Source organism: Cupriavidus sp. 01T418 (genome assembly GCF_056398885.1).
Map to the genome: position 1 here is coordinate 31,938 of NZ_JBFTQG010000001.1, position 14,075 is coordinate 46,012.

Here is a 14,075-nt window from a genome sequence, read left to right on the forward strand (position 1 = left end):
GCCATTCTTAAAGGAGTGACACAAAACGCCACCCCGAACCGCGAGAGGGCCTGATGATGTCAAGCGTTACGCAGCCGCACGAACCATCACCATCCTCGTCCCCGGCAGAGCGGGAAGCCATGCACCGCGCGGTCGCTCCGGGCGAGATTGCAGCCGGCGTGGTCATCGGCCGGGCCTCCGAGTATTTCGACTTCTTCGTGTACGGCATCGCCTCGGTGCTGGTCTTCCCCACGGTCTTCTTTCCCTTCGTCAGGCAGCTGGACGGTCTGCTGCTCTCCTTCACGATCTTCTCCTTCGCGTTTATCGCCCGCCCGTTCGGGACAGCGCTGTTCATGGCAATCCAGCACCGCTGGGGGCGCAGCATCAAGCTGACTGCGGCGTTGTTCGTGCTGGGCACGGCCACCGCGGGCATGGCGTTCCTGCCTGGCTTCGACACGCTCGGGCGCGCGTCCATCGTGCTGCTGGCCCTCCTTCGCATCCTGCAGGGCATTGCCCTGGGCGGGTCGTGGGACGGGTTGCCCTCGCTGCTGGCGCTGAATGCTCCGCCGCACCGCCGCGGCTGGTATTCGATGCTGGGACAACTCGGCGCGCCGATCGGCTTTCTGATCGCCGCCTCGTTGTTTCTCTTCCTGCGCGTTACGCTGGAATTCGACGAGTTCCTGGATTGGGGCTGGCGCTATCCGTTCTATGTAGCGTTTGCCATCAACGTGGTTGCCCTGTTCGCGCGCCTGAGGCTGGTGGTGACGCGCGAGTACACCCAGTTGCTGGACGAGGGTGAACTGGAACCGATCAACCCGGTCAAGATGGTTCGCGCGCAGGGCTATAACCTCTTCATCGGTGCGTTTGCAGCGCTGGCGAGCTATGCGCTGTTCCATCTGGTCACCGTGTTTCCGCTGTCGTGGGTCCAGTTGCACGAGACGCAGGACATCAGCGCCGTGCTCACTGTCCAGATCGCGGGCGCCGGGATCGCCATGGCGGCCACCATCGCCTCCGGCCTGATCGCGGATCGCATCGGCAGACGCACGACGCTGGCCCTGATGGCGATCCTGATCGCCATCTTCAGCCTGTTCGCAACCTACCTGATGGATGGCGGCCCGGCCAGGCAAGACCTGTTCATCCTGATCGGCTTCGGCTTGCTCGGCCTGTCGTACGGCCAGGCCGCGGGCGCCGTCACAGCCAACTTCGACGCCAGGTTCCGTTATACCGGTGCGGCATTGACTTCCGATCTCGCGTGGCTGTTCGGGGCCGCGTTCGCGCCGCTGGTTGCGCTTGGGTTGTCGGTGGAGTTCGGGCTGGTTGCTGTCAGCGGGTATCTGCTTTCCGGGGCCGCGTGTACGTTGCTGGCGCTTTGGATCAATCGGAAGATGGAAGCTCGCGACTAGCCGGCTGGCCTGGGCGACGGCGGGCGGCAGCTGCCCCGCCCCGGCCCACCTTAGAAATTCTGGAAGAACCCCCGCGCGGCAACCATGCAGAACGGCGCCACCAGTTCGCCATGGTAAGCCTGCAGCACCGCTGACGCGCCACCATTCGTGGCGCCTCCCGCAACCGCCTGCGCGGCGAACGTTGCCTTCGCGAGCGCGAAGCCCTGCTTGATCGCGGCATAGGGATCGCCAGGCCCAGCTATCGGTGCGTCGACATCCAGCACGGTGATCAGCTTCTCCGGCACCTTGGCGCTCAGCCAATACGCCTGCTGAACGGTCGCGTTGAAGAAGAACACCGTCGGGTCGAATCGCCCACCGCAAAGCTGGACCGGGACACGCGGCGCCCAGTTGCGCAGATCGTTTCGCTTGAATGCCTGGCGCAGCGGAGCTGCCGGGTTGGCGGCGGGCGCCATTGCCACCGTGGTGGTCGGGAACGCGCCATCCGGATGCACCAGTTGATCTTCGAGCAGGCCCAGGCGGTAGGTATTGCGCACCAGGTTGGCCTTGCCGAATCCAAGGGCAAACAGCGGCGTCAGTTCGGGCGGCGCCAGCGGCGGCGAAGTCGGCGGGGTCAGCGAAGCGAACTGCGGTGCGGGAGGGTTAAGGCTGAAGAGCGCCGTGGCGGGCAGCGCTCCGTTTTCGATCAGGGTATCGATTGGCGTCACGCTTGGCAGGAGATCCTCGATGCCACGCGCGTAGGCTGGCTCATACAGGTCGCCCGGCCTGTGGTAGAGGTTCCCGTAGGCATTCTGGTAGCTCGTCGCCACCAGGGTCGTGAACACGGTAGCGCCAAGATCCACCTCGCCCGCCATCAGCGCGTCACCCATGGCAGCCAGCGCGTAAGGCCCCGAACCCGTCGAGGCTGCCGTCACGTTGATGCCCGCCGCCTGCAGCGCACGGTGTGTGGCCATGGCTACGTAGCCGCCTTGCGAATAACCGGTAATGAAGAGCTTGCCGTTTTCCCGGACCGGCCTTCCCGTATCCGCATGGTTCAGCGCAAGCCGCGCGGCCCGCAGCGAGTCGATCATGTCCGCTGACTGCTGGTCCGCATTCAGGTAGGGGTGATAGGGAAGATCGGAACCTGCATATCCCGCGTAATTGCTCGCCACCACGATGTAGCCCTGGGCGGCGTACATGGCGGCAACGCTGATGCCTTCCGACGCACCGTCGCCGTTGCCCTGGTCTTTTTGGGTGAGGTCGGCGAGATTGTATTTGCGATAGGTGGTGGTGCCGTGCGCGTACATCAAGGTCGGGCGGGGTCCGCTGCATGCGCGGCCGCCGGGGATCATCAGGGCGCCGCTGGCGTTGGTGGCTTCACGGGCGCCGCCGATGGTGCGGTAGCGGAAGTAGACAATCTCGAGGTCGCAGATCGGGGCGCCGGCGATTTGCAGTAGCTGGCGGCCTGAGTCGCTTGTGTTCAGGAGCCCGGTGAGCGCGGCTGCGCTCAGGCGTAGCGTGGTCTTTTGATCCAGTAGTTGGCCGCGGCTACTGTAGCCGCTACTATTGCCGCCGCTGCAACCGCCCCCGCCGCAAAAAGCCGCCGATTGCGCGAATACGCCCGCCGCGCTCAACCCGAAACACGCCAGGGCCGCAAAGCCCGCCCTCTGCATCCTCAAACGCATCTTGGATCCCCCCAGTGTCGTTGGTCTGAGCCCGTCTTCTGACTTGGTGACTTTTGGTGGCTCTTGGTGGTTCTAAGTGGCTCTAAGTGACTCTAAGTGACTTGGATAGTTGGTTAGCGGAGTGTAGGTAAACAGGTCAATGCGATGCCAGCGGCATAGCCGACGATCTTGCATTGTGGAATATGCGCAGGATAGGGGCACAGCCGGCAGCCTCTCCGTTTCCACGGATCCAGGCGCTCGCCTCGGGCCGGATATCATATGGCCACCAAACAAAGCGCTCCTGGCCGATTCACGATCGGGCCCGGGCAAGTAGCTTCACCTAGCGATGCCACACATGACCTCCGAATCCGACACCCCCGCGCGCCCAGCCATTCGTTCCCTGACCCAGCTTGAGGGTCGCGTGCTGGCCGTGCTGGTCGAAAAGCAGCAGACGGTGCCGGACACCTACCCGCTGTCGCTCAATGCACTGGCTTCGGGCTGCAACCAGAAAACCGCGCGCGCCCCGGTGATGAATGCCACCGAAGCCGAGATCCTTACCGCCATCGATGGCTTGAAACGCCTGAGCCTGGTGATGGAAGGCAGCAGCAGCCGCGTGCCGCGCTTCGAGCAGAACATGAAGCGCGTGCTGGCTATTCCAAGCCAGTCGGTCGCGCTGCTCACCACGCTGCTCCTGCGAGGCCCGCAGACGGCGGCGGAGTTGCGGCTGAACTCCGCGCGCCTGCACGCCTTTGCCGATATCTCGTCGGTCGATGTGTTCCTGGAAGAGCTCGCCTCTGCCGAGCCACCGTTTGCGGTGAAGCTGCCGCGGGCGCCCGGGGGACGCGAGCATCGCTGGATGCATCTGCTGTGCGGCGCAGTCAGCCTGGAAGAGATGCCCGATCGCGGCACCGCCGACGAGTCGATCCCGCCTTCGGAGTTCGAGGCACTCAAGGTCGAGCAGAAGGAACTGGCCGGGAAGGTGGCGCGGCTCGAGGCATTGGTCGAGCGCATGGCTGGCGAATTGGGGATACCGCTGGACAAGCCCGGACTGTAAAAGCACCGGCTGCGATAGCCTCCCGGTACCTGTCCCGGTACCTGTAGAAACGCCGCAACAGAGGCCATTGGCTCGGCAAGGACTTGCGGCGTATGATCGTGAATAGTTGCTCCAGGTCAACTGCGACGCCGCAAACCCCATTGCCGCGGCTTCGCGTAGCACCACATTGACGCTGCCGCCCGGACACTACTTGTCACAATAGTGTCGTTTGAACGCAGCGATAATTTGCATTCCAAACACGTTGAGGCCGCTGACGATGCGCGTGACGATTCGCACCATTACGATTCCGGGAGGCAAAGGCCGGGCCGCCCTGCACAAAGCGCTTGTGTACGCGACCACGGAGCAGGAAGCCGCGCCACTGATGGCGAGTGACTGGAGCCAGCGCGAACCGGAAGTCTTCATGGCTGCCCAGACCTGGGCCAGGCGCCATACCTATATCGTGTCCAACCCCCGTACCGGCGCGTTTTACGGCAGTCCTGCCGGCCGCTAGCCGGCCCGGACGCGAAGCCACGGGCGGTTGCCATCCGCCACCGCCCGGACTTCAGCCATCCCGATCCTGTGGGCCGTGTGCCTGCCCGAGTGCTTCCCGGTGAATAAGTGAACCGGGGACGGCATGCGCGTTGCCTGCCGGTGCATGAGCCAGCACATCGGAAATGCCGGCAGATCCGGCGGCTTCGCCCCCTTGCAGGGCGGTCGCGCTTGCCGTACGCTGCCGGCCCCGGGCTGCGCCAGCCCGCAACCCGGAACGCGGAAGCTACTCATGTCACAGCACAAACCCGCCAGCTCGCTGGTCTACTCCACCGAACACGGCAGGATATGCCCCGGCTGCGGCAATGCGCTGGCGGCATGCACTTGCGGCAAGGCCCGCCCGGTCGCGCAGGGCGACGGCATCGCACGGGTTTCGCGGGAAACCAAGGGGCGCAAGGGCAAAGGGGTCACGCTGGTGCGTGGTGTGGCGCTGGATGCACTGGCGCTGGCGCAACTGGGCAGGGAACTGAAGACCGCCTGCGGCTCGGGCGGCACCGTCAAGGACGGCGTGATCGAGATCCAGGGTGACCACTGCGACACGGTGATGGAAAAACTCCGCCAGCGCGGCATGACCGTGAAACGGAGCGGCGGCTGAGCGGGGAGCGTGCGCCGCTGGCCGGCTTGCGCACGGGCCCGGAGTGGCCAGGAGGCCGAAGAGGCCGGAGGTGCCGAAGAGGACGCTTACCTGGTGCGCTGCTTGTAAACGATGCTGCCGTCGGCCTTGCGCTGGGGCACGACCGGGTTGCGGGAATTGCACACCGGGCAGCGGAACAGCGGGCCCTGGCCTTCGTCCTTGACCGTCACGTCCTTGGGGTCCCAACGCGTCTGGCACGACTGGTTCTGGCAAGTAAAAAACATCTTCATTCTCCGTAATAGGCGCGGATCGTAGCACGACGGAGGTGCGAGCCCGCCGCTGGTGCTCCCGCCTCATCTTGCAAACGTGATCTGCTCCGGGTCGAAGGCGGCAAAGCAGTCCTTCACGAAGGCCAGGCCGTCCGGCACGCTCATCTACCCACTGGCTCGTGAACTGAACGCATCAAAAGTATTGCGTACGCGTTCCGCGATCCGGCTTGCCAGGAAATTGAGCGGGAAGTGATTCGACGTAACGGCGAAGCTGCGGAACATCACCTCGCCCGAAAACGGAATCTCGCACACGTCAGCGAGACCCTCCGCACGGCTCACGATCGGACTCACGATCGACACACCCAGTCCTTTGCCGACCATTTTGCAGATGGTCGTGGCATAGGGCGTTTCGATCGCAAGTACCCTCGATCCTGTCGGGAAGTGCCGGTCGATCTCGCGCCGGTTCGCGCTTTCTGTCGGCAGCGATATGAAATGCTCGCCTTCGAAATCGGCTGGTTCCAGAACGGATCTTGTCGCAAGCCGATGGGAACGGGGAACAATGCATATCCCGTGCGCGGCATGGATCTCTTCATACTGCAGACTGGGCAACTCGGTAGGCACCGAACAGAATCCAATATCGCAGAACCCGGTCGCCGTCCATTTTGCCACTACGTCCGAGCGGCCCATGTTCAGGAGAACCGGAATATCGGGAAAATCCTGCCGGAAAATCGCGATGGCGTCCGGCAATACGCTTTCTGCAATGGAGCCCACTGCACCGACGCGGAGTAATCCGGTACCTCTGTGCCGGATGGAATTCGCGCTTTCGTCGAGTGACTCCAAGCCGATAAAGGCACGTTCGACGTCCGCGTAAAACGCTTCCGCTTCGGCAGTGGGAATGAGCTTGGTCCCGACGCGCTGGAATAGCTCAAAGCCCACCTTGCGCTCCAGCAACGCGATCCAGCGACTGATATTGGGTTGCGACGTATGCAGCAGCCCTGCCGCCGTGGTCATGGACCGCGACATCATCACCGCACGAAACGCTTCTATCTGCTTGAAGTTCATGGTTCGGGCTCCGGGAGGGGGTGGATTGTGACACGCCATGCACGCGCGCCGGAGGCTTGTCATCCTATATCAAAATTGTATAGAAAGATGCGATTAGCTGATTTGACGTATGGACGGCTGGACACCAAACTCGATTCAGGTTTGTTTTCAACAGAGTGTGACCAATGGAATCCAAAGTCAGCCGCCGACTCAAGCAACCTCCTGCGAAGGAGGTTATCGAATACATTTTCCAGTCCCGCACCACGCGGGAATTTTTCGCAAAGAATTTCGAGGTACTTACCCAGATCAATCTCGCCCACCTGGTCATGCTGGATCAGCAGGATATTCTCGACAAGACCACCACGGCGGTCCTTGCCGATGCGTTATTGAAAATGCGGCACGAGGGCCCCGAGGTAGTTGAACTCGATGCGGCAAGAGAAGATGCCTATTTCAATTACGAAGCCCACCTGATCCGGCTTGTCGGCCAGAATCTCGGTGGCCGCCTGCACACGGCACGCAGCCGCAACGATATTGGCGCGACCAACGACCGGATTCGCGCTCGCGGCTTTGTGATCCGGATCTGTGCGGCGCTGGTGGAGTTATGCGACGCCGCGCTGAACCAGGCGGCCCGGTACACCAGCCATGTCATGCCTGGCTATACCCACATGCAGGCCGCCCAGCCGATGACGTATGGCTATTACCTCTCGGCGCTGGTCGAGGCGTGGTCCCGGGATATCGACCGGTTGTTGCATGTACTGGAAACCCTCGACGGCTGCCCAATGGGGGCGTGTGCACTCGCCGGAACGTCGTTCCCGATCGACCGCACCCTGACCAGCACCCTGCTCGGCTTCAGCCGGCCGCTCGGCAACGCACTGGACAGCGTAGCGTCACGAGACTTTGCATTGGAGTTGAGCGCAACGCTCTCGATCATGATGATCACGTGCAGCCGGATGGTGCAGGATTTCTATATCTGGTCGACGCCCGAATTCGGCTTCCTGGTATTTCCGGACAGCATCGCTGGGACGTCGAGCATCATGCCGCAAAAGAAGAATCCGGTCGTGCTCGAATACCTGCGCGGCAAGACCGCACACCTGATCGGGCTCACGTCGGCTGCGCTGACAACGGTGAAGTCCACACACTTCACGCATTCCGGCGACAGCAGCCGCGAAAGCACGCGAACCTGCTGGGAGAGCTGCGAAGAAGCGCTGAAATGTCTCGCATTGATGAAGCTGCTTGTGCAGGACGTGCAGCCCGATCGCGAGCGCATGGCCGCTCATGCGGCGGGCGATTTCTCCACAGTGACCGATCTGGCCGACCTGCTTGTCCGGAAAGCCGACCTTTCGTTCCGCGATGCCCATCACATCATCGGCGCCGTGGTGCGGCGTGCGCTCGACGATGGCCTGCCAGCCACCGCCATCACGGTGGCAATGATCGATGCAGCGGCAGAACAGCAAGTCGGACGACCGGCAGCCCTTTTGGCCGAAGACGTTGCAAAATGCCTGGACCCGATCTGCAATGTGAATGGCCGCCAGTCATACGGCGCGCCCGCTCCGCAAGGCGTGCTCGAGCGGCTTGATGCACAGCGGCTCGCACTCGGCCTGCGCGTCGACGCGCTGGAGGCCACCGACAGCCGGATTCGCGAGGCCTCCGCATTGCTGGAGCAGCGTACCCGGGCACTTGTCACGCCCGACCACGCGCCGCGCGTCCCGGCGCAGGCAATCTGACGTTTGAGAGGAGACAACCATGTTCAAGTTCACCGCAGTGCTGGTTGCCGCCATCGGGTGCTGCTCCGTCGCCGGGGCGCAAGGGTATCCCGACAAGCCGGTCGACCTCGTCGTGCCCTTTGCACCGGGCGGAACCGTGAACCTTACCGCGCGGCTGCTGGCGACGCGCATGTCCCAGGTGCTGGGGCAACCCGTCCTCGTCGATAACAAGCCCGGCGCTGGCGGTGCCATCGGCGCGGCGTTCGTCGCCAGGGCGCGGGCCGATGGGTACACGCTTCTGTACGCGACGATGGGCAGTCAGGTCATCCAGCCGCTGTTAGCGAAGAGCCTGCCGCCTTCCCCATCGAAGGACTTTACGCCGATCGCGCTCTTCGCTACGGTACCGAACGTGCTGGCCGTCTCGGCAAACACGCCAGCGAAGAACATGGCCGAACTGATCCGGTACGCCAAGGCGAATCCCGGAAAGCTCAACATGGGGTCTGCGGGCCAAGGGTCCGTCAACCACATGATCGGCGAGCTGTTCATGCTGCGCACCGGCGTCAGGTTCACGCACGTGCCATACAAGGGTGCGGGGCCTGCAACGGCCGATCTCCTTGGCGGCCAGATCCAGGTTCTCTTTGCGAATCTGCCCGGCCTGCAACCGTATGTGAAGTCGGGCAAGGTCCGGCTGCTCGGCGTGGCCAGCCGGCAAAGGAATGCGGCGATCCCCGATGTGCCGACGTTCGCGGAGCTTGGCATCAAGGACGCGGAAACGGAATCATGGTCGGCCCTGATGGCGCCCGCCGGAACCAGCCCGGAGATCATCAGGAAGCTGCAAGACACCGTAAGATCCGTCGCAACGGAACCCGCAATCGTCGGGCAGCTCACGGCCCAGGGTGCACAGCCGTACTATGGCGCCGGGGAAGACCTTAACAAGGTGATCGCCGCGGACAGCAAGCGTTGGACCGAGGTGATCAGGCACGCCAACATTCAACTGGAATGAGGGCACGGAGCGATTGCCAGAATGCGGGAGATGGCCAATGACCGCTTCCACGCACCAATGGAAATATCGCATGACAGACCACGAAGTGATCGTGCCACCGACAATGCAACCTATCTTCGAGCGCGCAGGCTATGCGCCGGCAGTTACCTAATACCGAAAATCGGGAAACTGGCACAGGCCAATGGCAACGAGGCTTCTCGCCCCTTGATCGAAACGTTGTCCGCCAACGAGCCACGGCGCGGCGAGGTGGACGAAGACCGCCGTTGCCGAAGGTTGAATGCAAGCCGGAAGCGGCATCGCCTGTTGCGCGATCCCGAGGTATGGGTCCGTGCGATATTCGAGTTTAGGCTGCCACGGGTCAAACTATCAAGCGAACGACAAGTTGCTCCCACAAATTTGCGAGATACGTGTACTTGTCTCTACCAGACACGAGATAGCCTTGGCCTTGATACGCTGCACATCAGGAATGGCGCCGATCAACGTCAGACAGGCAGCCGCCTCGTTTTGAACATCGAGTATCGGAGCACTGATCGCTGACAGGCCTGGAATCAGGACCGATTCGGCTTCGTCGTATCCTCGCTTCCGGATCTGCTCAAGACGCTCGAGCAGATTCGCCGGGGGCTGTTCGAGATTACGGGAGACAGCCAACTTGATCAGATCATCCCTGACCTTCTCGGGTGTGAATGCCAGCAATACGCGTCCGGTCGCTGAATTAGTCAGCTGAAATGTCGAGCCTACCGACAGCGTGGTGATAAACGGAACAAAACTGCGCTCCCATCGAACGATGGTCGGGCCGCGATCCCCCAGGACGTTGAGCAGTGCAGGAAGTCCCGTACTGGCTACCAGTTGCGGCATGGCTTCGCCTGCAAGGCGCAGATGATCGACACGCGCCAGCGCCGAAGCTCCTATGCGAACCGCGGTAGGTCCCAAGTCATAAAGACCGGTGGTTTCGTTCTGAACCGCCAGGCCACTCGCCATCAGACTCGCCAGATAGCGGTGCGCGAGACTATTTGGCATGCCGATGGCGCGCGCCAGGTCACGCAGGGGCGTCGCCTTTCCTGCCTCGACAAGCGCGAGGAGGACTTCCGTTGCCTTGTCAGCCGACTGTATGCGGCGCCGCCCTCCAGCATTGCCTGCAGGAGCCGAAGGTGCGTCGTCCTCCGTCACCGCGGATCGTTTTGCGACTGTTTTCTTTGCTTCTGTCAAAACCGTCGATCCTCCTCAAAAGGGCTCGGGCCGCAAACCAGTTTGCGTGTTCTTCCCGAGCATGCGCCACTTAAGCGGAAGCCTCGACTCGCAGGGCACCTAAACGGCGGTCGAGTTTAGCACGGGGCTGTTTCAACGGCGGAGCGAATGACTTCTGAGGCCAGCCTGAAAGGACAACGCGCGGGACGTCATTGGAACGCAAGAATCCAGTGACGCCGTGGCTTCTCAATAACTTACTCTGCGCCCGGCAGACAAATCACTCTCGCCTCGGCATTGCGCAGCCGAAGCGGCAGGATTTTCTGATAGTCCTCCGATGCATACCACGCCTCGGCCTTCTGCGGGCTCTCAAACTCGAGCACCACGATCGTGCCGGCTTCGCCCTTGCCTTCCAGCACGTTTGGGGTACCGCCCCGAATCACGAACACGCCACCATAAGCGTCCAGCGTAGGCTGGACCTTGCTGCTGTATTCGTCCCATTCCGCTCCGGGCGAATGAATGTCCACTTCGGCGAAGATATAACCTTTAGTCATTTTGTTTCTCATTGGATTGGGGAGTGCCATCAGCCCTGCGCGACAAGGTTCGGCGGCGCGTCGCAAGCTACCGTACCCATCTTCGCCGGAACCGACACCTCGAGAAGCTCGAGGTCTTCAGAGATCGCAAGTTCGTTATGCTTGAGTCCGCCCGGAATATGGAGCGACTCTCCTGCATTCACCCGAATCTGGCTGCCGTCTTCGAACACCAGATCGACCCAGCCGCGCAGCGTAAAGATGAACTGTGATTCGCAGAGATGATAGTGCCAGCCAGTCTGCTGCATTTCTCCCGTTGCTATCGTGATCTGGGCTCGCATGCGCCCAGCGGTAGCGTCCGTGACGCCGAGGTCGCGGTACTTGAAGAACGTTCGGCGTCCCGGCACAAGTGGCGCAGTCTCAAGCGTGGCATATGCGAGCTTTCCGGCAAGCACGGCGACGTCATCAGGGTTGGTGGTCGAATGGCTGTTCTCGTTGGATGAATCCATGGTCTTCTCCGTAAGGGTCTGAAATTGCCTGGCGTGGATGAATGCCGATGGGCAGATCACCGTCGCGGCGCGCCACGTACCAGCACGTTGACGCGTTCTTCCACGCTCATGAGAATCGAAGTGAAATCGTCGCTGCCGCGGCCTTGTTCCATTGCCGACTTCCAGACGCCTCTGGCCTGGTCAAGCACGGGAACGGACACCTCCAGGGCGCGCGCCTCGGCAATGGCAAGTTCCACGTCCTTCGCGACGATGGCAATATGCGCGCCGAAATCGAATGTTCCGGGAATGGCAAACCGGGCCAGGATGTCCGCCGCTGCGCTCTGCCCTGTACTGGATTTGATCACTTCGATCATGGCGTCTGCATTCAACCCGGCCTTGGCGCCCATCGTCAGCGCTTCCGATGCAACCGCCATGTTGGCGGCCAGCATGATGTTGTTGACCAGCTTCATTGCCTGCGCCTGACCCGCTTGATCGCCCAGCTTGTGAATCGTCCCGGCGATCTGCCTGATCCACGGCATGGCATGTGCAATGTCGTTGCTGTCCCCGGACAACATGATCGAAAGCTTGCCGGTGCGCGCGGCCGAGGGGCCGCCACTGACGGGCGCATCGACCGTGGCGATATTGTTGTGGGAGAGCCTCTGCGCAATCGATGAGACGGCAGTCGGTCCTATCGTCGACATCTCGACGTAGGTGCGCACGGTCTTGCCACCCGCAACGCCCTCCGGCCCGAAGATCGCCGTCTCGCAAACTGCACTGCTCGGCAGGCAAGCGAAGACGACAGAAGCGGCATCCGCAACCGAGCGAGGGCTCGCATGGGCAACCGCGCCCAGCTCAACGAGTTGCGAAACGGCCTCCGGATCCGGGTCGAAGACATGCAGTTTCGACTCCGGATGAACAAGGCGCGTGGCCATTGCGGCGCCCATGTTCCCAAGGCCAAGAAATCCAACGTGTTCTATGTCGCGCATTCGTATGTCTCCAATGTTTTGCTCGGACTGAGGGCATGACAGCGATCCCAGCCCGGTACTCATGTTGTCTGTCATTTGACGGGCCTGCACGGGCACGCCACGACAACCCCTGTCAGATCAGCAATTCGATCAGGAACGGGCCATCCTGACGAAAGCTCTGCTTCATCAGGTCGGCGCATCCCTCCAGCGTCGTGGCGCGCGCCGCCTCCACGCCCATGCCATTTGCAAGCTTGACCCAGTCGAGATCCGGATTCGACAAATCGAGCATGCCCATGGCCGTTGGCCCGGGGACGGCGCCAACGTTCTCGTATTCACCAATCAGAATGTTGTACTTGCGGTTACTGAGCAGGATCGTCGTGCAAGGAAGCTTCTCGCGACCTTGGGTCCACAAGGATTGCAGCGAGTACATGGCCGAGCCGTCTGCTTGCAGACTGATCACGCGCCTGGACCGGCCACAGGCCACAGCGGCGCCGGTTGCTACGGGAAGGCCGTCGCCAATGGCGCCGCCGGTCAGTGGCAGCCAGTCATGCGGTGCCGCGCCATGCGTGAACCGGTAGAAGCCACGGCCAAAAGAGATGCTTTCATCCGAGATGATGGCGTTCTCCGGCATCAAGGCCGCCAGTGTCTGAGCCAGGCCTTCGGGCGTCGGCACGCCGCTACCTGCCTCGGGGCATGGCCCGCAACCCGGCATATCGACGACCGGGGCATTCAGGGCTTCGGCCAGGGCCAGCAGCGCGGCTTCGGGGTCTTGATCGACCCGCGACAGATAGTGCAACTGCGCGCTGGCCGAATGCTGGATGGAGGGCTTCCCGGGATAAGCGAAAAACCCGACTGGCGGCTTCGCATTGACCAGGATGATGTGCTGAAACGACGCCAGCACCTTGATCGCTTGATCGGTGCTGTACGGCACCCGTTCAATTGGAAGACGACCGCGTCCACGCGCGACCCGTCCGATGACGTATTCGTACCTCAAGGTCGCGCCGGTTGCGCTGGCAATGCGCCAGGCGAGGACCTGGGCTTTGGGAAGCGCGGCGCCTCCGCCGAGAAGAATCAGTACGTTCTTGTTCTGACGCAGTATGCGCGCTGCGTTGTCGACGGCGAACGGATCGATTGGCGGCGCCGCGGGCACTGGCAGCGCGTGGGCGGCCGCGCCACCCGCGTCCCAGGAAGTGTCTGAGGGCAGGATCAGCGTGGCAATCTGGCCAGGAGCGGTACGGGCTGCGGACACTGCGGCGGCGGCGTCGCGCCCGACATCAGCCGCTTGCCGGGTGGTGCGTACCCACGCGGAAACGGCGCCGGCGAGACCAGCCGTGTCGGCAGTGAGCGGTGCGTCGTAGGGTTGGTGATAGGTTGCCTGGTCGCCCACGATATTCACGATCCCGCTGTTCGCCCGCCGCGCGTTATGCAGGTTGGCCCAGCCATTCGCGAGTCCCGGCGCGCAATGCAACAGCGTGCTGGCGGGTTTGCGGGCCATGCGATAGTAGCCATCGGCCATGCCGGTGACGACGTTTTCCTGAAGACCCAGCACGCAGCGCATGCCGGGAATCTGGTCCAGGGCCGCGACAAAGTGCATCTCACTGGTTCCAGGATTGGCGAAGCAGGTATCGATGCCCGACTCCAGCAGGGTAGTGACTAGACTTTCAGCGCCGTTCATTCTGTACTTCTCCGGTTCAACAATCTGCGGATCGGGTGGCG

14 protein-coding genes are annotated in these 14,075 nt (G+C 62.4%); 6 read left to right on the forward strand and 8 right to left on the reverse strand.

Annotated features, from left to right (window positions below; genetic code table 11):
• The first annotated feature begins 56 nt into the window (after window positions 1–56).
• A complete protein-coding gene (locus AC1DQ3_RS00170; RefSeq protein ID WP_477118482.1) occupies window positions 57–1,382 on the forward strand; it encodes an MFS transporter in 1,326 nt (441 codons plus the stop codon).
• A 50-nt stretch (window positions 1,383–1,432) separates the two neighbouring features.
• Here the strand turns inward: AC1DQ3_RS00170 and AC1DQ3_RS00175 are convergent, their stop codons facing one another.
• Window positions 1,433–3,043 carry an alpha/beta hydrolase family protein gene (locus tag AC1DQ3_RS00175; protein ID WP_477118153.1) on the reverse strand — a complete coding sequence of 537 codons (1,611 nt, stop codon included), beginning with the start codon at window positions 3,041–3,043 and terminating at the stop codon, window positions 1,433–1,435.
• 334 nt (window positions 3,044–3,377) lie between these two features.
• Between AC1DQ3_RS00175 and AC1DQ3_RS00180 the strand changes: the two genes are divergently transcribed.
• The 3 genes from AC1DQ3_RS00180 to AC1DQ3_RS00190 all read left to right on the forward strand — a co-directional run bounded on the left by AC1DQ3_RS00180 (window position 3,378) and on the right by AC1DQ3_RS00190 (window position 5,199).
• Entirely contained in the window at window positions 3,378–4,076 is a 699-nt protein-coding gene (locus tag AC1DQ3_RS00180; protein WP_477118154.1) for a YceH family protein, read from the forward strand.
• 256 nt (window positions 4,077–4,332) lie between these two features.
• Window positions 4,333–4,566 (forward strand): CDP-diacylglycerol pyrophosphatase, encoded by a 234-nt coding sequence (locus AC1DQ3_RS00185; protein WP_477118155.1) that lies wholly within the window; start codon window positions 4,333–4,335, stop codon window positions 4,564–4,566.
• Window positions 4,567–4,836: 270 nt separating this feature from the next.
• Entirely contained in the window at window positions 4,837–5,199 is a 363-nt protein-coding gene (locus tag AC1DQ3_RS00190) for a translation initiation factor Sui1 (protein ID WP_477118156.1), read from the forward strand.
• An 86-nt stretch (window positions 5,200–5,285) separates the two neighbouring features.
• Here the strand turns inward: AC1DQ3_RS00190 and AC1DQ3_RS00195 are convergent, their stop codons facing one another.
• Both AC1DQ3_RS00195 and AC1DQ3_RS00200 read right to left on the reverse strand, forming a co-directional pair.
• Window positions 5,286–5,462, reverse strand: coding sequence for a hypothetical protein (locus AC1DQ3_RS00195; RefSeq protein ID WP_200876849.1), 177 nt, complete (start codon window positions 5,460–5,462; stop codon window positions 5,286–5,288).
• A 150-nt stretch (window positions 5,463–5,612) separates the two neighbouring features.
• Entirely contained in the window at window positions 5,613–6,509 is an 897-nt protein-coding gene (locus tag AC1DQ3_RS00200) for a LysR substrate-binding domain-containing protein (RefSeq protein WP_477118157.1), read from the reverse strand.
• Between the two features lie 164 nt (window positions 6,510–6,673).
• Between AC1DQ3_RS00200 and argH the strand changes: the two genes are divergently transcribed.
• Entirely contained in the window at window positions 6,674–8,212 is a 1,539-nt protein-coding gene (argH, locus tag AC1DQ3_RS00205; RefSeq protein ID WP_477118158.1) for an argininosuccinate lyase, read from the forward strand.
• Between the two features lie 19 nt (window positions 8,213–8,231).
• A complete protein-coding gene (locus AC1DQ3_RS00210) occupies window positions 8,232–9,194 on the forward strand; it encodes a Bug family tripartite tricarboxylate transporter substrate binding protein (RefSeq protein WP_477118159.1) in 963 nt (320 codons plus the stop codon).
• Window positions 9,195–9,560: 366 nt separating this feature from the next.
• On the opposite strand, the gene AC1DQ3_RS00215 is transcribed toward AC1DQ3_RS00210, so the two are convergent.
• The 5 genes from AC1DQ3_RS00215 to AC1DQ3_RS00235 all read right to left on the reverse strand — a co-directional run bounded on the left by AC1DQ3_RS00215 (window position 9,561) and on the right by AC1DQ3_RS00235 (window position 14,034).
• Window positions 9,561–10,400, reverse strand: a complete 840-nt coding sequence (locus AC1DQ3_RS00215; RefSeq protein ID WP_477118160.1) for an IclR family transcriptional regulator — start codon at window positions 10,398–10,400, stop codon at window positions 9,561–9,563.
• A 233-nt stretch (window positions 10,401–10,633) separates the two neighbouring features.
• Entirely contained in the window at window positions 10,634–10,960 is a 327-nt protein-coding gene (locus AC1DQ3_RS00220) for a DUF1330 domain-containing protein (RefSeq protein ID WP_477118161.1), read from the reverse strand.
• Window positions 10,960–11,415, reverse strand: a complete 456-nt coding sequence (locus AC1DQ3_RS00225; protein ID WP_477118162.1) for a cupin domain-containing protein — start codon at window positions 11,413–11,415, stop codon at window positions 10,960–10,962. Before AC1DQ3_RS00225 ends, AC1DQ3_RS00220 begins: the two co-directional genes overlap by 1 nt.
• A 56-nt stretch (window positions 11,416–11,471) precedes the next feature.
• The gene (locus AC1DQ3_RS00230; protein ID WP_477118163.1) at window positions 11,472–12,470 is read right to left on the reverse strand and encodes an NAD(P)-dependent oxidoreductase; all 999 of its coding nucleotides are present in this window, start codon (window positions 12,468–12,470) and stop codon (window positions 11,472–11,474) included.
• Between the two features lie 22 nt (window positions 12,471–12,492).
• Entirely contained in the window at window positions 12,493–14,034 is a 1,542-nt protein-coding gene (locus AC1DQ3_RS00235; RefSeq protein WP_477118164.1) for an acetolactate synthase large subunit, read from the reverse strand.
• Between the last annotated feature and the right edge of the window lie 41 nt (window positions 14,035–14,075).